At 47.5% G+C, this 18,667-nt stretch carries 16 protein-coding genes; 11 read left to right on the top strand and 5 right to left on the bottom strand.

Annotated features, from left to right (window positions below; genetic code table 11):
• The first annotated feature begins 80 nt into the window (after nucleotides 1–80).
• The 6 genes from BTA35_RS18280 to BTA35_RS07245 all read left to right on the top strand — a co-directional run bounded on the left by BTA35_RS18280 (nucleotide 81) and on the right by BTA35_RS07245 (nucleotide 4,701).
• Nucleotides 81–734: a TonB-dependent receptor plug domain-containing protein gene (locus BTA35_RS18280; RefSeq protein ID WP_202931206.1), complete on the top strand. Its 654-nt coding sequence runs from the start codon at nucleotides 81–83 to the stop codon at nucleotides 732–734.
• Nucleotides 735–762: 28 nt separating this feature from the next.
• On the top strand, nucleotides 763–2,346 hold the full coding sequence (locus BTA35_RS07265; RefSeq protein WP_238377517.1) for a TonB-dependent receptor: 1,584 nt from the start codon (nucleotides 763–765) through the stop codon (nucleotides 2,344–2,346).
• 149 nt (nucleotides 2,347–2,495) lie between these two features.
• Nucleotides 2,496–2,666 carry a DUF2496 domain-containing protein gene (locus tag BTA35_RS07260; RefSeq protein WP_078319144.1) on the top strand — a complete coding sequence of 57 codons (171 nt, stop codon included), beginning with the start codon at nucleotides 2,496–2,498 and terminating at the stop codon, nucleotides 2,664–2,666.
• A 93-nt stretch (nucleotides 2,667–2,759) separates the two neighbouring features.
• The gene (locus BTA35_RS07255) at nucleotides 2,760–3,653 is read left to right on the top strand and encodes a GGDEF domain-containing protein (protein ID WP_078319143.1); all 894 of its coding nucleotides are present in this window, start codon (nucleotides 2,760–2,762) and stop codon (nucleotides 3,651–3,653) included.
• Nucleotides 3,640–3,912 (top strand): nucleotidyl cyclase domain-containing protein, encoded by a 273-nt coding sequence (locus BTA35_RS07250; protein WP_078319142.1) that lies wholly within the window; start codon nucleotides 3,640–3,642, stop codon nucleotides 3,910–3,912. The genes BTA35_RS07255 and BTA35_RS07250 overlap by 14 nt, the downstream gene beginning before the upstream one ends.
• Before the next feature lie 105 nt (nucleotides 3,913–4,017).
• A complete protein-coding gene (locus BTA35_RS07245; protein WP_078319141.1) occupies nucleotides 4,018–4,701 on the top strand; it encodes a YoaK family protein in 684 nt (227 codons plus the stop codon).
• Nucleotides 4,702–4,759: 58 nt separating this feature from the next.
• Here BTA35_RS07245 and BTA35_RS07240 read toward each other — a convergent pair whose 3' ends face one another.
• Nucleotides 4,760–5,236 carry a 1-acyl-sn-glycerol-3-phosphate acyltransferase gene (locus BTA35_RS07240; RefSeq protein ID WP_202931204.1) on the bottom strand — a complete coding sequence of 159 codons (477 nt, stop codon included), beginning with the start codon at nucleotides 5,234–5,236 and terminating at the stop codon, nucleotides 4,760–4,762.
• A gap of 391 nt (nucleotides 5,237–5,627) precedes the next feature.
• Here BTA35_RS07240 and BTA35_RS07235 point away from each other — a divergent pair, with 391 nt between their 5' ends.
• From BTA35_RS07235 to BTA35_RS07215, 5 genes are all read left to right on the top strand, one after another.
• The gene (locus tag BTA35_RS07235; protein ID WP_078319139.1) at nucleotides 5,628–6,917 is read left to right on the top strand and encodes an NAD(P)/FAD-dependent oxidoreductase; all 1,290 of its coding nucleotides are present in this window, start codon (nucleotides 5,628–5,630) and stop codon (nucleotides 6,915–6,917) included.
• A gap of 156 nt (nucleotides 6,918–7,073) precedes the next feature.
• Nucleotides 7,074–7,424, top strand: coding sequence for a hypothetical protein (locus BTA35_RS07230; RefSeq protein WP_078319138.1), 351 nt, complete (start codon nucleotides 7,074–7,076; stop codon nucleotides 7,422–7,424).
• A 65-nt stretch (nucleotides 7,425–7,489) separates the two neighbouring features.
• A complete protein-coding gene (nosP, locus tag BTA35_RS07225; protein ID WP_078319137.1) occupies nucleotides 7,490–8,722 on the top strand; it encodes a nitric oxide-sensing protein NosP in 1,233 nt (410 codons plus the stop codon).
• 30 nt (nucleotides 8,723–8,752) lie between these two features.
• The gene (locus tag BTA35_RS07220; RefSeq protein WP_160055119.1) at nucleotides 8,753–11,332 is read left to right on the top strand and encodes a NahK/ErcS family hybrid sensor histidine kinase/response regulator; all 2,580 of its coding nucleotides are present in this window, start codon (nucleotides 8,753–8,755) and stop codon (nucleotides 11,330–11,332) included.
• Nucleotides 11,333–11,458: 126 nt separating this feature from the next.
• On the top strand, nucleotides 11,459–12,025 hold the full coding sequence (locus tag BTA35_RS07215; RefSeq protein ID WP_078319135.1) for a transglutaminase-like domain-containing protein: 567 nt from the start codon (nucleotides 11,459–11,461) through the stop codon (nucleotides 12,023–12,025).
• On the opposite strand, the gene BTA35_RS07210 is transcribed toward BTA35_RS07215, so the two are convergent.
• The 4 genes from BTA35_RS07210 to ydiJ all read right to left on the bottom strand — a co-directional run bounded on the left by BTA35_RS07210 (nucleotide 11,989) and on the right by ydiJ (nucleotide 18,231).
• On the bottom strand, nucleotides 11,989–13,314 hold the full coding sequence (locus BTA35_RS07210) for a GGDEF domain-containing protein (protein ID WP_078319134.1): 1,326 nt from the start codon (nucleotides 13,312–13,314) through the stop codon (nucleotides 11,989–11,991). The two genes, BTA35_RS07215 and BTA35_RS07210, sit on opposite strands and share 37 nt — an antisense overlap.
• Nucleotide 13,315: 1 nt before the next feature.
• Entirely contained in the window at nucleotides 13,316–14,050 is a 735-nt protein-coding gene (locus tag BTA35_RS07205) for a substrate-binding periplasmic protein (protein ID WP_160055122.1), read from the bottom strand.
• A gap of 65 nt (nucleotides 14,051–14,115) precedes the next feature.
• Nucleotides 14,116–14,874: a substrate-binding periplasmic protein gene (locus BTA35_RS07200; RefSeq protein ID WP_078319132.1), complete on the bottom strand. Its 759-nt coding sequence runs from the start codon at nucleotides 14,872–14,874 to the stop codon at nucleotides 14,116–14,118.
• 168 nt (nucleotides 14,875–15,042) lie between these two features.
• Nucleotides 15,043–18,231: a D-2-hydroxyglutarate dehydrogenase YdiJ gene (gene ydiJ, locus BTA35_RS07195; protein ID WP_078319131.1), complete on the bottom strand. Its 3,189-nt coding sequence runs from the start codon at nucleotides 18,229–18,231 to the stop codon at nucleotides 15,043–15,045.
• Nucleotides 18,232–18,667: the final 436 nt, after the last annotated feature.

The raw sequence follows: 18,667 nt of genomic DNA, 5'->3' as shown, positions 1-18,667 counted from the left end.
CTACTATCATTTGCTTTAGCTTTTATTTTCAATATTTTGTGATACGAAAAACAGCCATCCTATATTTAAAGGAGTTTGAAATGATTCGACCTTTCCGTCCTGTAGCTTCGCCTCTTGATGACGTAGCCTTATCCTCAAAGGGGTGTGGTAAAACAGTTACAAAGAAAGCACTGCTGCTGGGGGCTTTTCTTAGTGCTTTGACAATTACTAATTCTCAGGCCGTTGCTCAGACAGAGTCTACGGATACTCAGGGCATACAGGATTCCCCTGATACATCTGATGCATCTGGTTCAACGGTATTGTCCCCGGTTAAGGTATTTGGGGATGAGAATGGATCCAAGGTTAATTACGCCGGAGGACAAGTATCTTCTGAGGGGCATATGGGGTTTCTTGGCGATAGTGACTTTATGGAAACACCATTCTCCACAATTACTTATACTGATAAGTTTATTGCAGATCAGCAAGCTATGGATATTCAGGATGTGATCTCTAAGACTGACCCTACTGTGTTCAAGAGTGGTATTTCAGGAGAAAGTAATGAGAGCTATACAATCCGAGGTTTACCTTCCAGCGTAGGTGATGTGACGGTTAACGGTTTGGCTGGAATGGCAGGTTATTATCGCAGTTCACCTGAAATGTTTGAGCGTGTTGAGGTGCTTAGAGGGCCATCAGCCTTGTTAAGTGGTATGCCGCCGAAGGGATCGGCAGGGGGGGGCTATCAATCTTGTCACTAAGCGTGCAGGAGAGGAGGCGCTAACCCGTTTGACAGGAAGCTATACGTCAGACTCGAATTTTGGTGGACATATAGATCTTGGTCGGCGCTTTGGTGAAAATCAGCAGTTTGGTATGCGCTTTAATGGCTCATACCGTGATGGTGAAGTCGCGGTAAATAAACAAGATAAAACTGCGAAGCAGGTCGCTTTGGGGCTTGATTGGCACGACGAGCGGACACGGATATCTGTTGATTTATACCAAAGCCAGGATCGTATGTACGGCATGACCCGAGGTATTACTCTTGCACCGGGTGTATCTCTGCCGAAGACTCCTGACCCCGATGTGTCATTCAATCCGCCTTGGGCATTTTATGATACTAACGATACAGGCGCGATGCTACAAGGCGAGTATGACTTAACCGCTCGGCTGATGGCTTATGCCTCAGTGGGTATTAGCAGAACGGAATTTGATTCCAATATGGGGACACTTAATGTCGTTAATGAAGAAGGCGATTTTACGACCAATTTCAGCGGTGTTTCAGATGAAATGGAGCGACAGTCTGCTGAAGTTGGTTTAAAAGGTAAGCTGAAAACAGGTTCAGTCGGTCATCAGTTTGCCATTAATGCCACAAGCTACAGTGAAGACTATGATCTCAGTGGTTTTAGAAACCTGCTACCGGAGGCTTGGGAGTCTAATATTTATAACCCTGTTTGGGGGGCGGAGCCTATGCTTCCTTCACCTATACCTGAGATTACTCATACGGAAACCCGTTTGAGTAGTTTTGGAGCTGCCGATACTTTAGCTTTTGCCGATAACTCAGTGCTATTAACTGTGGGAGTACGACATCAGAAAGTTATCAATGAAAGCTTTTTGTCCGCAACAGGGGCACGGTTAGGCACTCGTTATGACGAGAGTGCTACAACTCCAGCTGCAGCAGTTTTGTTTAAAGCTAATGATTATCTCTCTTTCTATGCTAACTATATTGAAGGTTTAAGTCAGGGGTCTACAGCACCTAATACGGCAGAGAATGCAGGTGAGGTTTTTGAGCCCTATAAAACGAAACAGAAAGAGATCGGCTTGAAGTTAGACATGGGTTCATTTGCTCATACACTGAGTGCTTATGATATCAAGCGACCAAGTGGTTACACTGACCCTGTTACCAATATATTTTCTTTTGGCGGCGAACAACGAAATAAAGGCGTGGAGTGGGGCTTCTTCGGCTCACCAGTGCGTGATATTCGTTTAATGGGCGGTATTGTTTTTTCGGAGGCTGAAGTAACAAAATCCTCTGATACGAATCTTGAGGGTAAGCAAGCTACAGGTGTGCCAAAATGGCAAGCCAAGCTGGGAGTGGAGTGGGATATCCCTAAATCAAGCGGGTTAACACTGACCGGCAATGCATCGTCAGCCTCAAAGCAGTATATTAATGCAGATAACTCTTTGTCTGTTCCTGAGCGCACCGTGTTTGATATCGGTTCTCGATATGTGACCAAGGTTTCAGGGCGACCGCTGATTGTACGGGCAGCTGTAACTAATGTGACGAATAAGTCCTATTGGGCCAAGCCTCATTTCACAAGTTTAGCCATAGGAGCTCCGCGTACTTTTCAGCTTTCGGCGACAGTAGATTTCTGAATACATAAGTCAACTTCTGGCTGATTGATTGCAATGCCTTCCGGTTTCGGGAGGCATTTTTTTTGCCGGAAATTTTGTGGAAATAGCCACTTTTCAGAAGAGGCAAAGGGACTGTATGATACCTCTGTTTTTACTAAGCAGGAAAAATTATGCCTCTTGAAACAGCACCGGACCACATTAAGCTGGCGGTGGACCTGATTGAAATTCTGGAAACGAATGGTATTGATAATCGCACCGCTGAGTTGGCGCTGGAAGTTGTTTTAAAGGATCTCAGGGCTAAGGCCGCGGTGCAACAGTTACCGGATTCTGACAAATTCTGACATCAGGAATTGATTGACTACTAACCTTATTCTCAGCAGGTTAGACTCTTTCGGTTAATACAAGGCCCCTCCCTTGAAATACAGGTTTAATCCATGCCAACAGAAAAACGCCTGAACCGCCTCTTGTTCTTTCTACTGGGTAGTAAGCTCTCTCCTTACCAGCATATTCATCATGGTGTTCTTCTTATTGGCGGTTTTGGTTACCTGGCTTGTAGTATCTTTAATGCAGTGTTTCAGACGGCAGATGTGATTCTGTCTTATGTTCAGTTCAGCCTGTTTGTTCTGATTATATTGGTTTGGTACCGGTCTCGTTTCCATAATCAGTATCGCCGAATGGCCATAGTTTTTATGTTTATTATGGTACTTGTTGCTTTGCCCGTTAACTGGATCTATAACGCTGGTTTGGCGGGGCCAACCTACTTCCTTAACCTTTGTACTCTAGCCTATATAGGCGTGGCATTTCGTGATTTCGGCGTCTATCGGAAAATAGGAATTGCCCTGGTTATTACAATTCCATTACTTATGGTGTGGTTTGATTTAACTCAGCCGGAGATGATCTATAGCTATCCCAGTGAGCTTGCAAGGGCTTTGGACTTAAGTTTCAGCTTTGTTGTTACAGCTATTTTATTGTTACTGATGATGGGCAGCTATTCCCGGCGCTACCGGTTAGAGCGTGATAAAGCAGAGCACTTGGCTAAACGGCTTCGTGTTTTGTCCGAGCAGGATCCTCTGACAGGTTTATATAACAGGCGTGCGATGGATCGTTATCTGGATAATCTGGCGAGTACCGGTTCAGTTTTTACTTTAGCGATGCTTGATCTTGACCGTTTTAAGAAATTAAATGACCTGCATGGCCATAGCTATGGGGATGAAGTGCTTTGTTTGTATTCAGAAGAGTTAAGCCGTTTAGCGATGGATAACAACGGGATTGCGGTAAGGTTGGGGGGGGGAGGAGTTTGTCCTAGTTCTTCCATTGCCGGAGGCTGAGGCCACAGATGAAGTTCTGGCTTTATCAACTCGTTTGCAGGCGTTGTCGTTGAAGCACGGTGTTGTAACCTTTAGCGCTGGTGTTGCCGAACGTTATGAGAATGAAAAGCGGGATCATCTGTTGAGACGTGTTGACCATCTTTTATACGCGGCAAAAGAGGCTGGACGGGATCGGGTCTTTGCTGCGCAATCCTACCCGGAGCATAAAGAGCCGGTCGCTTGCTCTGAGGTTGATTTTCAGTGTAAACCCATTGAATAATTCTCTTTAAAACGCCTACCACTTTGTCTTAATGTGACTCGCGAAGCCTATCTGTTAGGCTAAGTATTTTGTTATACGTTTTCTGGCTTTTTCAGGTGAAATGCTTTGATCTCTCGATTACCTAAATGGGTAGAAGCTGGTGCTTTTGTGCTGGCTTTTATTGCTGGTTCGGTTAATGCGGTTGGCCTACTGGGCTTTAAGCATCAGGCCGTGTCCCATGTGTCGGGGACAGCAACTCTGCTGGGCACCTTGTTGGCAGACTCTCCTCTGGATGCTTTACATTTGGCCGGAGTGATTGTTAGTTTTCTTTTGGGAGCAATGCTTTCCGGCTTGCTGCTGAATGGTAACTCCCTGAAGCTGGGCCGACACTATGATTCTCTTCTGTTGATCGAAGCTTTATTTCTGATAGCAACACTTTGGTTTCTGAATGAAGGGCAGCTTTATGGTCATTATCTGGCGTCTGCTGCCTGTGGTTTACAGAATGCCCTTGCTACCACCTATAGCGGCGCTGTTGTGCGCACAACTCACATGTCAGGGATTGTTACTGATCTTGGGATCATGCTGGGGCAGGGGCTTAAAAGGCGAGGGTTTGATAAACGTAAGGCGATACTGTTTTTACTTTTGATTGCAGGATTTATATCCGGCGGTACTGCCGGAGGATTGCTGTTTGAACGCGTTCACTTTTTTGCCCTGTTGTTACCTGTATCGCTTTGCCTGATACTGGCACTTATCTATCGCCTGTATCGCTTTAAACGGCGTTTAATTCTTAATCATCAGCGTAGCGCCTGATTTTCCGACTGTACCTGCTTATCTTTAAAGCTGTACCTACTTATCTTTGAAGCTGTACCTACTTGCCTTTGAAAGGAGCGTAAAAAGCTTTGATCTCTTTCAGGTCTTTGTCATAGTCGCCGGATGCCTGAAAAACCAGGCCAATGCCTCCTCGTTTATTAGGGTAGTCGATAAAGCCCAGTAGCAGAGGAACGTTGGCTCCACAGGCGATATGATAAAAGCCACTTTTCCATTCACTGACCTTTTTCCGGGTGCCCTCTGGTGCGATAACGATCAATAGCTGTTTTTCAGCTTTAAAACGATCAATCATTGTATCCACCAGGTTGGTTGAGCGTGTTCGTTCGACGGGAATGCCCCCAAGCCAACGCATCAGTCCGCCAAAAGGAAATCTGAAAATAGATGTTTTCCCCATCCAATAGATTGGGAGCTTCAACTTAAAAGCCAGCATCAGAGCGTAAGGCAAATCCCAGTTGGTGGTGTGGGGTGCTGCAACAAATACGGCTTTTTCCGGGGTTTTGTGTGTGTTTGTAACCACTTGCCAGCCTGTTAACTTCAGAACAAGCACTGATATCCCGTATAGCAGATGAGAGATAATGGGAGTGGTGAATATCGTTTTGGGCATAGGGCTATGAAAATCCGGTTAAGGGTGTCTATTGCAGAGTATATAACCCCGTTATTATAACGACTTACCCAATTGTTTTAAGAGGATAAATAGAAAACAGATCCATCACTCTGGCGAATGAATATTGATGGATTTCGAATGACAACTTAAGTTCAGTTTTTGATTGATTTTGTCTGTGCAATTTTTTCATCGCACTGATGACATGGGACTCAATAGCCGCAAGGTTCTGGCCTGTAAACAGACTCCAAAGTATGACCAGGGTTGTTTCAGGGGTGAGTCCCATATCATTAGTAAGGAAAATACCATGGAACAGATAGTTATTATCGGCGGCGGTGCCGGAGGGCTTGAGTTAGCGACGCAATTAGGTCACCGTTTAGGGCGTAAAGGCAAAGCGAATATTACCCTGGTTGATAAGAATCGTACCCATATTTGGAAGCCGCTTTTACATGAGGTTGCTACAGGCTCCCTGGATACCAGTGTCGATGGTGTGGTTTACCATGCTCATGCGGCCAGACACGGATATATTTTTCAGCTGGGGGAGTTCTGTGACCTGGATGCGGAAAATAAAACGATCACCCTGGCACCCTCTTTTGATAGTGAAGGCGATCAGGTCCTGCCTGAGCGAAAGCTTAACTACGATAAACTTGTGTTAGCCGTTGGTAGTGTCAGCAATGACTTTGGCACGCCGGGAGTAGCAGAGCACTGTTATTTTTTAGACTCTCACACTCAGGCTGAGCGCTTTCATCATGGCCTGATCAATAACTTCCTGCGTATTAACCAGAAGGGGACGGCAGATAATCTTGAGATCGCTATCGTTGGAGGTGGGGCGACTGGTGTTGAGCTTTCAGCTGAGCTGTATCATGTTGCCGATCTTCTGAAGTCCTATGGTTTGCCAAAAATGACGACTCAACAACTGAAAATCAGCCTGATTGAAGCGGGTCCACGTATTTTGCCGGCTTTACCTGAGCGTATCTCCCTGGCTGCCCGAAAAGAGCTCATGCGTCTCGGTGTGAACGTCCGTGAGTCTGTAAGGGTTGCTTCTGCTGTTGCGGACGGTTTTATGACATCGGAGGGCGAGATGATTCAAGCAGATATGATGATCTGGGCTGCTGGCGTCAAGGCACCGGACTTTATCCGGCGTTTGAGTGTTTTTCAGACTAATCGCAGTAATCAGATATTGGTGCAGCCGACACTTGAGGCGAAAGGGGTTGATGATATATGGGTCATTGGTGATTGTTGCGCATGTGAGCAGCCTGATGGTTCCTGGGTGCCGCCCCGGGCTCAATCGGCACACCAGATGGCAGCATGTGTTCTGGATAATCTTATTGCCCTTACAAAAGGTCATACTCTGAAGCCATATGTTTATCAGGATCATGGCTCTCTGGTGAATCTCAGCCGCTATAGTACTGTAGGAAGCCTGATGGGAAACCTCATGGGTAACAGTATGTTTATTGAGGGGCGTATTGCGCGTTTTGTCTATATTTCTCTTTATCGCATGCATCAGATTGCGATTCATGGTTGGCCAAAAGCAATTCTGGTGATTCTGGCTGAGAAACTGGGTAAGGTAGTAAGGCCTAAGATGAAATTGCACTGAGTGCCATACCGCTATTTATACAGAAAAGCGCTGATCTTCAGCGCTTTTTTCTGATGGCCTGTTAACGCAATTAAAATATCAGGATAGGATCACCTTTACTGAAATATACATTCAGACAAGTTTATTGTGGCTCTTAAGAGGTTAGGAGTAGTGGTGATGCGACAGTGGATTGTTTTGTTTCTGATGGCTCTAATGGTTACTGAGTTACATGCTGAAGACTTAGAGCAAAAGTTGGATGCGTTGTGCCTGCGAGTAGAGCGGTGTGCCTGGCAGCAGTTGGATGCGGATAACCTGCCGGTAGAAAATCAGAGAGAACTAAAAGCCCGTCTTAAAACGGTCTGTGACTCCATTCATCGGGATACGGTATTAACCCAGGAGTCTCAATTTAAATACCGTATTGAAGCATGTGTCGAAAGTATGCTGGCGCAAAGCTGCGATGAACTCATCCTGACACCCTCCCCAACTCAGGCCTGTCAACAGCTAGCGGAAGAGTCTGCTAATCGCTGATGGGGGCTGTCTTTAATATAACAGTTGCTTGATCTGGAAATCCGGGCCAGAAATATGAGGTGGCTATGAGTAAAAAGCTGGATGGAAAGGTAACTACACCTTCACAGGGCGGGTCTTTGCCAGAGATTGGATCGGCTTTATCGGTTTTAACCCAGGCTGTGACAGCGGTTTCTCACCTACAGGAAGCCGCTGAATGTGCTGCAGAGCTTCAGCAGACCTTCGGTAATACACAGCTGAAATGGGTTCTGTTCTTTTGTTCGGCTCAACTTGATGTTGAAGCATTAGCAACAGAGCTTGAGTGTCTTATGCCTGATAAAACGATTATTGGGTGCACCAGTGCAGGTGAATTAAGCCCGGCAGGCTACTGTCAGAGAAGCGTAACAGCTGTTGCTTTTCCTGAAGCTGCTTTCCATATCGAGACAGCTCTTATCGAGCATCTGGATCAGTTTGATTTTACTAAAGCCCAGCAGCAAGTGAGTCATATGCTGGAACGCTGCCAGTTAAAGCAAAAAGCTCCGCTCAAGGGGCATACCTTTTTGCTGACTCTGCTGGATGGTATGTCGGATCATGAAGAAGTGGTTCTGAATATACTGAATGCTGTACTGGGTAGTACCCCTATGCTGGGTGGCTCTGCAGGAGATGATCTTGATTTCTCTCATACGCAGGTGGTTTATCAGGGTAAAAGCTATCAAAACGCAGCAGTACTGATGTTGGTTAATACGGCCTGTCCTTTTATGGTGTTTTCCCAGAAGCATGTGGAAGATACTGATGAACTGTTTGTTGCGACGAAAGTGGATAGCGAGCACAGACGGGTTTATGAGCTAAATGCTCAGCCTGCAGCAGAGGTGTATGCCAATGCGATTGGCGTTGCGCTGGACCAGTTAACACCTACTGTATTTGCACGCCATACCCTGAGTGTTCGTATTGCAGGAGAGAGCTTTGTCCGAGCCGTACAAAGTGCTAATGACGATGGCAGTCTAAGTTTTTATTGTGCTGTCGAGCGTGGCATTGTTCTGCGCCGTAATCAACATCTGGATATTCCCCAGGCCCTGGATCTTTTACTGAGTCGCATTGATGAAAGGCTTGGTGAACAGCAGCTGATACTTGGCTTTGACTGCATCTTTCGACAGTTGGAGCTAAGAACTCTTAATAAGCTTAGTCGTGTCTCTGATCGTTTGTCCTACCACCCTGTTGTGGGCTTTAACACCTACGGGGAGCATGTTAACGGCATTCACCTCAATGCAACCTTTACGGGGGTCGCCATCGGACTTGGGCAAAAAAAGAGTGCTGAACTTTGAACCAGCGAATACCGGATTCAGGGGAAAATGATGAGTATACCCATGAGTGATGCTGATTATCTTGAGCTGCAGCGGCTTCGGCGGGAACGGAAGCAGTTGCATAAAGAGAGAGAGGCTCTGGTTCAGGCGAATTATCGTCTGCAGCAGATGAATCTGGCACTCATTGATCGGGTTGAGGCGGCACCGGATGTCGGTGGGCGGGCTTATGCCGCATTTGAGAACTCTGCTTTGTTGGCGGAGCAGGTTCGGGAGCGTACCGCAGCTTTAAATGCAGCTCTGGTAGAGCTCCGGGATAGCAATCAGGCTTTGAAACAGGCCCATATCGAGATTGAAACACTGCATAACCGCCTCATGGATGCGATTGAAAGTATGGCGGATGCTTTTGTCCTGTTTGATGGACAAAAGCGCATGGTGCTCTGTAACAGCCGTTACCGGGAGATCTGGCAACGTTATAACTTGCCTGTTCAGGTGGGTACTACGCTCACAGAGATTAACCGCTATGCCACGGATGTTTTGTTAGACGATGCGACAACACAGGAAGAGATGCAGCTGTATCGACAGGTTTATGGACAGGTTGTCCGTTTGAGGGATGGTCGCTGGTTACAGGTTAATCAGAGGGAGACATCAACGGGTGATCTTTCTATTCTCTATACTGATATTACCCGATTGAAAGCTATCGAAACTGAGCGCCGGGAGGCGGCTTTGGCAGAGAAATCCCGTGTCCTGCAAAGTACACTGGAGAACCTTTCTCAGGGGGTGGTTCTGGTTAGTGATAAGGGAATACCAGAGGTATGGAATTCTCGCCTGACAGAGTTGATGGCGATACAGGAACGGGAGTTGACGGATTGTCTGGATTTTTCCCGGATGATCAATCGGATATTTGACCGTACCGATCTGGGCAGCCCTCCCACCGAAGCTTTGTTATCAGAAGATAATGCGCTCTGCGAAGTGGTCGGCACAGATGGTTCTGTGCTTGAGATCCGCCAGCGCCCCCGTTCCGAAGGAGGGCGGGTTATCACCTTTAGCGATGTCACAGAACGTAGTTTATTTGCAAAGGCCTTACAGCAAAGCGAACAGAAGATGCGCCTGATTACAGATGCTTTGCCGGCGATGATCTGTTACATCAATGCATGTCTGGAGTATGAGTTTACTAATAGGGCCTACCAAAAATGGCATGGTTTAAAGCGTGATGAACTATTGGGACGCCATTTAAGTGAGGTTTATTCGGCGCACCAGTTACAGCGTTTGGCGCGGTATATCGACCGTGTTATTCAGGGTAATACGGTAAGCTTTGAAGTCGATGAAGCCAATCAGCAGGGTGAGAGCCGATACTTATATAAATCCTATGTTCCACATATATCTGCAACAGGGGAGACTCTCGGTTTCTTTGTGTTGACCCAGGATATTACTGAGCGGCGTCAGACGGCTCAGGCACTACGTGATGCTAATGTGCTGTTGGAGCAAAGGGTTGAGGCGCGTACATCAGAGCTTTCAGAAGCTAAAAAACAGGCTGAAGAAGCAAATATTTCTAAGACTAAGTTTCTGGCTGCGATCAGTCATGATCTGTTACAACCGGTGAATGCTGCACGTTTGTTTAACAGCGCTTTGACCGAGTACCCATTGGAAAAGGCTGCACAGCAATTAGTGCACTCAACCGGCTCCTCCCTTAACGACATCGAGGGTCTGATCGGAGCATTAGTCGATATTTCTAAGCTTGATGCAGGTGTTGTCGAGGCTCAGATGGGGGTGTTCTCTCTTGACGTTCTGCTGGAAAACCTTTGCTATGAGTATCAGTGTCAGACAGCTCTTAAGCAGCAGAGGTTTCGTTCGCGGGTCGTAAGCTGTACGGTCTGTTCAGACTCTCAGCTGTTAGGGCGTATTCTGAGAAATTTCCTGACAAATGCCAGCCGATATACTGATCCCGGTGGCCAGATATTACTTGCATCCCGAAAGCGTGGTGAGTATGTCAGTATTGAAGTCTGGGATGCCGGTGAGGGTATCGAAGCGGGAAAAATGAGTGAGATTTTTCGGGAGTTCAGTCGTCTGAAGCGTAATGCTTCAGATAAAGGGTTAGGGCTGGGACTTGCCATTGTAGAGAAAATTGCCCGCGTACTTAATCATCGCATTCAGGTACGTTCAATACCAGGCAAAGGCTCAGTATTCTCCATTGAGGTGCCCTTGGCAGACCCGGATAAGATCGTATGTACCGAGTCATTACCTCTGATGCATAAGACTGACCCTCTGGAAGGTCGGCCGGTATTGGTGATTGATAATGATCCGGCGATTTGTCATGGCATGGAACAGCTGCTGGATGGCTGGGGGGTCGATGTGATGGTCGCTCTTGGACGTGATGATGCCTGGCAGTTAATTGATGAGGGGTTCTCACCTGAGCTTATTTTAGTAGATTATCACCTGGATAATGACATAACAGGGATCGATGTAGCCCGTGAGTTGAATGAGCGAATGATAGACCCTGCCCCGGTTATTGTTGTTACGGCAAATTACTCCGGAACATTAAATGCTGAGATTAAAGCCGCACAATATCAACTATTGAAAAAGCCGGTAAAGCCGATGAACCTCAGGCTGCTTATGGGACAGTTAATTCGCTGACGCAGGTGGCTTACTCTCTGCATTTTATATCTTCTGGGCTGTCATTAACCTGTCAGTAACTCTTAAAACCCCTGTCATTCTTTCTTGGCATACTCCACATTAATTCTTTCCGTCGGAGTGTTGCCCATGAATCCTTTTCTGCGTTCTACCCGGATAGTCAATTGGGATCATCCGGAAGTTTTGGCACTTGCCAGCTACCTGACAAAGCAGAGTGAGGCTCCCCTGGTGTTCATTGCCAAAACGTTTGATTGGGTGTGCGGCCACATTGAGGATACCGAGGCGTGTCAGAAGACAGCTGCTACACTGAGGGCTTCGGATGTCCTTGTTCAAAAGCGTGGTTGCTGTTTTGCTAAGAGCCATCTGCTGGCGGCTTTATTAAGGGCTAACGGGATCTCAGCAGGTTTTGCATATCAGGCTGTTGAAAATGAATGGGGAAAGCCGTCCTATCGCTTACATGGACTGAATACGGTTTATCTTCCTCGATCAGGCTGGTGTGATCTTGATACGATGGGGCATTGGCAGAATATTGAAAAATACTCAGGGCCGCCAGATATACGTTTGAACTACCCTGATGCTACGCGAATTAAAGGTGTATGGCCTAACCCTCTGAGTTGTGTTGTTGGCACTTTTTCTGACAATCTGCCTATACAGAGGCTTTATTGTGATTCGTCGGAAATAAATACCGGTGGCTGATATGAAACAACCTGATTGCGGCCTCCAGCTTTTGCCTGATAGAGTGCCTTGTCCGCCTGAGAGAGGAGCTTGTCTACTTCGTCGGTGGCATGGCGTACGATGTCAACACCCAGGCTGACAGTGATCGCAGGAATTGTACCGCTATTGATAGAGTTCTGTTCGATCTCACTGCGAATCTTATCGCTTACTTCAACAGCATCTTCCAAACCGTATCCTGGAAATATCATTGCGAATTCCTCTCCGCCCATACGACCTATAAAGCTGCCATTAGGCAGAAGAGATGAGATCCACTTAACAGCAAATTTCAGAGTGTCATCACCCATGGCGTGTCCGTATTGGTCGTTTACTCTTTTAAAATGATCAACATCCAACATAACTATTGCCATAGGGGATTTGGTCCGATGGGCAACGGTGAGTATTTGTTGTGCTCGCTCCATAAAATAGCCACGATTGATACAGCCTGTCAGAGCGTCACGGGTAGCCATCTCGTGCAGTTTTTTCATTGTGCCATTGAGGCTGTTTACCGTATTACGAATGTTGTGTAATTCCTGATAACGGGCCTCTTTAAGAGGGGTATATTCAGTCTGCTGTTCCAGCACTGTCAGAGCTTGGCTGGCCTCAGTGACAGGGGTTATCAGATGTTTGTATAAATTGTAGCCTATGATAAAAACCACCAGTAAGAGCATCGAGATACTGCAGGCTGCGACCATTAACATCTGATTATTCGTTGCAGTTATTAACGTCATGTTTTTCGTTTGCAATGCAGTTGCATCGCTGATGATCTTATTCTGAAGCTCAAACAGTTCTTGTTTGTATTTATCCCAACGCGTCTGCAATGTTTGTTCCAGTTGAATCAGGTTTTCATGCTCAATGCTACTGAGCCGTTCTGCCCGGCTGCTCAATAGTGGCTGTCGTGTTCGGCGAATTTCGCGTATGAGTTCAAATGCAGCACGAACCGTCTTCTGGGTATTCTGATTGAAACCAAAAGAGGGCTGAAATGCGAGTACCTGGGCTGCCAGAGCATTTTTTCGGATCAGTGTCAGGCTGCCGCCATAAGCCACCAGGTCACCCATGCGTTCGAGTCGCTCGAGGTTTAATGCTGCGCGCTGATGATCATGGATGGCCGGTAAAAGTTCTTTCTGACTGGTGTCAATCAGGCGAATGCTATAACGGTGAACAGCGGTGACTATTGCCAGAGCGCAGATTACAAAAATGACCAGAACAATGGTTAATTTTTGCAATAAACGACGAATATGTGGGCGCTTTGCGCCTGGGGTCAGGTTCTGCATATTAATACACGTTAAATGGGAAGTACTTTTTACTCAGAGCGCGTAGTTCGCCGGAATTAACTAATGCCTGAATCGCTTGGTCGACCTGTATTTTTAATTCAGGATCCGCTTTGGTGATACCAAGATGAACATCACCGGAGAGGGTCTTTTCCTCTAGCGGCAAACCCACAAAATCCAGGTTATCGTTCTCTGGCCGTTCAAGAAAATTCAGTGCAAAAAGTGTTGGTATCAGGATGTAATCGACCTGACTTTTCTGAAGAGCAAGCATTGTCTCACCGATGGATGCTTTGACAAGGATTTCCCCTTTGGCGTGATCTGACAGATAGCGCCACTGTGTTGAACCGGCCGTTACGGCAATGCTGGTGTCAGGGTTTTTGATGACCTCAACCGGTTTTTGTGTACTGTTGTCCATGTGACCTAAAAGGCTGCTGGTTGAACGGTAGTACTTAGCGCTAAAGTTAATGCGTTTGGCGCGCTCTTCCGTCCGGAGAAGGTTGCTGGCTGCCAGTTGGATCTCATTAGCTTCCAACGCAGGTATAACTTGTGGAAAGGGCAGGAGGGTAAATTCACAATGAGCTTTTATCTTTCTGCACACGGCCATGGCTATATCTGCGTTGTAACCGGAAATTTTCCCATTTTCATTGAGGTAATTAAAAGGAGGGAAAGAGGTTGAGATACCTATCTTAATTGTCTTGTTTTTCTGGGCTGCACTGAGTGTCTGGCTAAAACCAATCAATATCAGACCAATGGCCAGGCAGGTAATAGAAAAGAGCTTATGACATGCCATAAAAAGGGCCTAATCTAGTAAATGTTGAAAGGGAAGTACTTATTATTAAGCCTGTTAAAGCTGCCATCGGTTAGCAAACTACGAAGCGCCTGATCAATATCAGGTTTTAACTGCTTTTGCGCCGGGTTAATGGCCACGGCAATATCTCCTGCTAACCCAGAGCTTTCGATAGGGTTACCAATCAGGTCGAAGAGCCCACTTTCATCGGAATAAAGAAAACCCAATTGAAGAATTGTCGAAAGCAGAACTAAGTCAACATCACCGCGTTTCAATGCAGCGTAAATATCACTGATATCAGTATAAACTACAGCTTCCATCGCTGCGCTATGATTCTGTTGAAGATAGAATGCATGCACAGAGCCTTTAATAACAGCGACTCGGGTTGACCGGTACTTCGGTTGAGTATTTGGATTGCCGACGTAATAGGAGACGGAGCGCATGTAGCGTTCTGAAAATACAAACTCCCGTGAGCGTGCTTCAGTGACCAGAATATTGGAAAAAGCCAGGTCGATGCGGCCCTGACGGATATCACTAATATTGGTACTGAAAGGTTGTAGAACAAATATACATTGGCGTTTTATCCGTTCGCATATCTGCTGAGCTAACTCCCCTTCAAACCCCATAACCTGATGATTGGCATCGCGATAGCCCATGACTGGAGCGCTCAGAATGCCCACTGTAAGGGGAGAGGCAGCCTGAACAGGTGTTGTAGCACACAGCGCTGCCAGTAAAGTGCCAAAGCTTAAAAACGCTAAAACAGCTGATCGAACCATTGAGGCAACGTCCTGATAAACAGCTCTGGCGAGCAAAAAAAGACGGCTGTACTTTTCATATGTACAGCCGTCCTTGGTACAGTATTCATTTTTTACTAGTAAAAACCCGAAAAAATAAAGGAATATACTAGTTTTAGAACTGCATTGTACTACAAAGATTCATAAGGTTTAAATGTTATTGCGTAACCACTGCAGCGGATGCGGGATCTGCTGACTGTCGATGCGCTTTACTTGGCTGCGGCAGGAGTATCCGGTGGCTACCAGTCTGTCTTGTTTATCTTTGTCTGCCACAATGCCAGCCCAGCTCTGACTGTAAATAGTTTTTGATGTTTCAAGATTTGCCGTTTCATGACCGAAGGTGCCGGACATGCCACAGCAGCCGCTGGCTTGAAGTGTCAGCTTATAACCCAGTGCTGCATAGACCTGTTGCCACATCTTAATTGTCGCAGCCGCATTGGTTTTTTCAGTACAGTGGGCCAGCAGGAAGATTTCTTTGCTCTCGGTTTTCTGGGGCTGGTTTTCAGCTTCCTGGGTATCTGCTGCTTTATAAGCTTCCAGTTGTTGTGTCTGATTGCTGAGCCATTCCTGCAGCAGTAGTACCTCCGGTGCATCACCTTCCGGCAGCGCCTTGGTGTACTCCTGACGATAGGTGAGGGTCATGGACGGGTCGATACCCACCAGTGGAATACCGGTCTGGTTCAGGGCCCGTAGCATCTCGGCATTATCCGCTGCAGCTCGGCCGAACTGTTTCATCATGCCGTGTACGTGCAGTGGTTTACCGTTCGGTTTAAATGGTGCGATAAAAACGCGGAAGCCTAATCGGGTCAGCAGATCAAAAATATCCAGTACCAGGCGGGTTTCAAAGAAGCTGGTGAAGGCATCCTGCACGATGACCACGGCTTTATCTTTCTGGTCTGCGGGTATGCGGTTCAGGGCTTCCGGCGTTGCCCAGGAAACACCATAACGGGCCAGCTCTTTGGCGATGTTCTCTTTGCAGATCAGCGGGCTATCCACCATTCCGGCGGTGTTTTTCAGTAAGCTCTTAACCGGGCCGAACTTCATCGGCAGGTTATACAGCAGCGGCACCTTGGCAAAGTAAGGGATCACGTATTCTAAAGTGCCGACAAAGTAGTCTTTCAGTGGGCGCAGGTAGCGGCCGTGGTACAGCTCAAGGAACTTGGAGCGAAATTCCGGTACGTTAACCTTGATCGGGCACTGGCCGACACAGGATTTGCAGGCCAGACAGCCCGCCATCGCCTGATAGACCTCATGGCTGAAGTCTTCGTTCTCTTTGCCACCTTTACGCTTGGCCAGGGTGTTTTTCAGGCGGGGGATAAAGCTACCGACAAAGCTTGCCCGGCGTACTTCACGTACCTCCTGCTGCAGATCGGCACCGGCTGCTTCCTGCAGGCGCAGCCATTCACGGATCAGGGATGAGCGGCCTTTTGGCGACTGAGTGCGTTCACGGGTCGCTTTCCAGGAGGGGCACATAGCATCATTCGGGTCATAATTGTAGCAGGCACCGTTACCGTTACAGTACATGGCGGCACTGAACTCGTTACGGGTAGCTTCGGTGATCTGACGGTCATGCTGGCCACGGGTGGCGACACCGTCGATCTTTAACAGCCCTTCATCTCTAAGAGCGCCCTGTATAAATACAGGTTGGGCACCGGACTGTGCCGGAGTCGCAATTTTGCCCGGATTCAGCTGGTTGCGTGGGTCAAAGGCGGCTTTCACTTCCTGGATAAAGGGATATAGCTCACCGAAAAATTCTGGCGCGTATTCAGAGCGAACACCTTTGCCGTGCTCACCCCAGAGCAGGCCTTTGTATTTCTGGGTCAGTTTCACTACGCCATCGGTGATGGTGCGGATCATGCTTTCCTGCGCCGGGTCTTTCATATCGATAGCCGGACGGACGTGCAGTACGCCGGCATCCACATGGCCGAACATACCGTAGGCCAGATTATGGCTGTCCAGCAGTTCCCGAAATTCCATAATAAAGTCTGCCAGATTTTCTGGTGGTACGGCGGTATCTTCAACAAAGGGAATTGGGCGCTTTTCACCTTCTGCGTTACCCAGTAAACCCACGGCTTTTTTACGCATACCCCAGATCTTACCGATCTCACCGGCCCCCCGGGCGATGGTGTAGGCAAAACTCTTACCATTACCAGCCTGTTCAGAACCGGCAATCTGGTCGAGATGGGCGGTCAGCTTATCCAACTTGGTGTTCAGCTCCGCTTCATCGTCACCGGTGTACTCCACAAGGTTGATACCGGCGATAGTTTTGCCGTCTTTACCTTCAGGAAAGTAATCGCGCACGGTATCCCAGACGATATCGCCCATGGCCAGGTTCAGTACCTTGGAGTCCACGGTTTCGATGGAGGTGGGGTTCCAGTCCATCAGGTCTTTAGCATCACGCAGGGCATCGCTGAAGCTGGCGTATTGAATATTCACCAGAGCTGAGTATTTCGGGATTTTCAGTACATTCAGCTTGGCTTCGGTGATAAAGGCGAGGCTGCCTTCGGCACCACACAGCAGTGCATTCAGGTTGAACTGGCCGTTGCCATCGCGGATATGAGCCAGATCGTAACCGGTCAGGCAGCGGTTCAGTTTCGGGAACTTAGCCTCGATCAACTCCGCCTGCTCGCTGAAGATCTGATCCGCTAAGCGGTGCACGTCACCGACACGATCTTCACGCTGCTTGATCTCTGCCAGTTTTTCATCAGAGATCGGGCCGGAAGTCCACTCGGTGCCGTCCAGCATGACCGAGGTCAGTTCCAGCACGTGATCACGGGTTTTGCCGTACAGCACGGAGCCCTGACCGCTGGTATCGGTATTGATCATGCCGCCAATGGTGGCGCGGTTACTGGTGGAGAGTTCCGGTGCGAAAAACAGGCCGTGCTCTTTCAGCGCTTTATTCAGCTGGTCTTTGACGACACCGGTCTGCACACGAACCCAACCCTCCTCTGCATTTATCTCCAGTATCTGGTTCATATGCTTAGAGATATCAACCACTAAGCCGTCGGTCAGCGACTGGCCGTTAGTACCCGTACCACCACCCCTTGGGCTTAATACAACCTGCTCAAATCCGGGCTGGTTGCTAAGGTGGGTAATTTTGGCGATATCAGCATTGTTTTTAGGATAGAGCACTGCCTGCGGCAGCACCTGATAAATGGAGTTATCCGTGGACAGTACCACACGGTTGGCGTAATCCGGGTTCAGGTCACCCTGAAAACCTGTGGCTTTCAGTGCTTCGATAAAGCGTAGATATTCATCACGTATCGGAGCCGGTGCATGTTGCGTTAAGTTGGCAGCTGCGTCGGTATATAAAGCGGTGTCGGCCAGTTGCTTAATCATCGGAATCGGGTGCCTTTCTGAGAACAGTTCGTTTTCGGCGGTGATTCGCCGGGCAGGTTGGAGATGATCGTTAACCTGCGGTATGTCAGGGGGGCGTGAGAAGGCCAGATTATCAGTGGCTGAGCTATCACTTACCCTGTATTCAAAATGGGCGTCGATTTTATCTTAGTACGACACAATAGTCAGCAAAGGCCTGCTCAGGTCTTACACTACATTATGCGACTTTGGTATAGGAGGCTATAGAAGATCTCAATCGATTTACGATAGAGAAAATTGAAGTGATCAAAAAATAGTCAATCTAAGCCTGTATGCCTTTTTTTGTCTGCTTCAGGGAAATTTCCTCAACTTATCCAGAGAGTTATTCACAGCTTTTGTGGGTAAGTAGCAGATGATATTTTTTTGCCAAACGGCATGTGGCCAGTATGTTTTATTTATT

It is taken from the genome of Oceanospirillum linum (assembly GCF_001995095.2).
GTDB lineage: Bacteria > Pseudomonadota > Gammaproteobacteria > Pseudomonadales > Halomonadaceae > Oceanospirillum > Oceanospirillum linum.
This window is presented reverse-complemented; position numbering and strand designations above follow the sequence as displayed.

Bases quoted from the DNA above. Each gene is read 5' to 3' on its own strand.
- BTA35_RS07200 (WP_078319132.1), bottom strand. From the start codon at position 14,874: ATGGTTCGATCAGCTGTTTTAGCGTTTTTAAGCTTTGGCACTTTACTG.
- BTA35_RS07260 (WP_078319144.1), top strand. From the start codon at position 2,496: ATGCCTCTTGAAACAGCACCGGACCACATTAAGCTGGCGGTGGACCTG.
- nosP (WP_078319137.1), top strand. From the start codon at position 7,490: ATGAGTAAAAAGCTGGATGGAAAGGTAACTACACCTTCACAGGGCGGG.
- BTA35_RS07210 (WP_078319134.1), bottom strand. From the start codon at position 13,314: ATGCAGAACCTGACCCCAGGCGCAAAGCGCCCACATATTCGTCGTTTA.
- ydiJ (WP_078319131.1), bottom strand. From the start codon at position 18,231: ATGATTAAGCAACTGGCCGACACCGCTTTATATACCGACGCAGCTGCC.
- BTA35_RS07215 (WP_078319135.1), top strand. From the start codon at position 11,459: ATGAATCCTTTTCTGCGTTCTACCCGGATAGTCAATTGGGATCATCCG.
- BTA35_RS07230 (WP_078319138.1), top strand. From the start codon at position 7,074: ATGCGACAGTGGATTGTTTTGTTTCTGATGGCTCTAATGGTTACTGAG.
- BTA35_RS07255 (WP_078319143.1), top strand. From the start codon at position 2,760: ATGCCAACAGAAAAACGCCTGAACCGCCTCTTGTTCTTTCTACTGGGT.
- BTA35_RS18280 (WP_202931206.1), top strand. From the start codon at position 81: ATGATTCGACCTTTCCGTCCTGTAGCTTCGCCTCTTGATGACGTAGCC.
- BTA35_RS07235 (WP_078319139.1), top strand. From the start codon at position 5,628: ATGGAACAGATAGTTATTATCGGCGGCGGTGCCGGAGGGCTTGAGTTA.
- BTA35_RS07220 (WP_160055119.1), top strand. From the start codon at position 8,753: ATGAGTATACCCATGAGTGATGCTGATTATCTTGAGCTGCAGCGGCTT.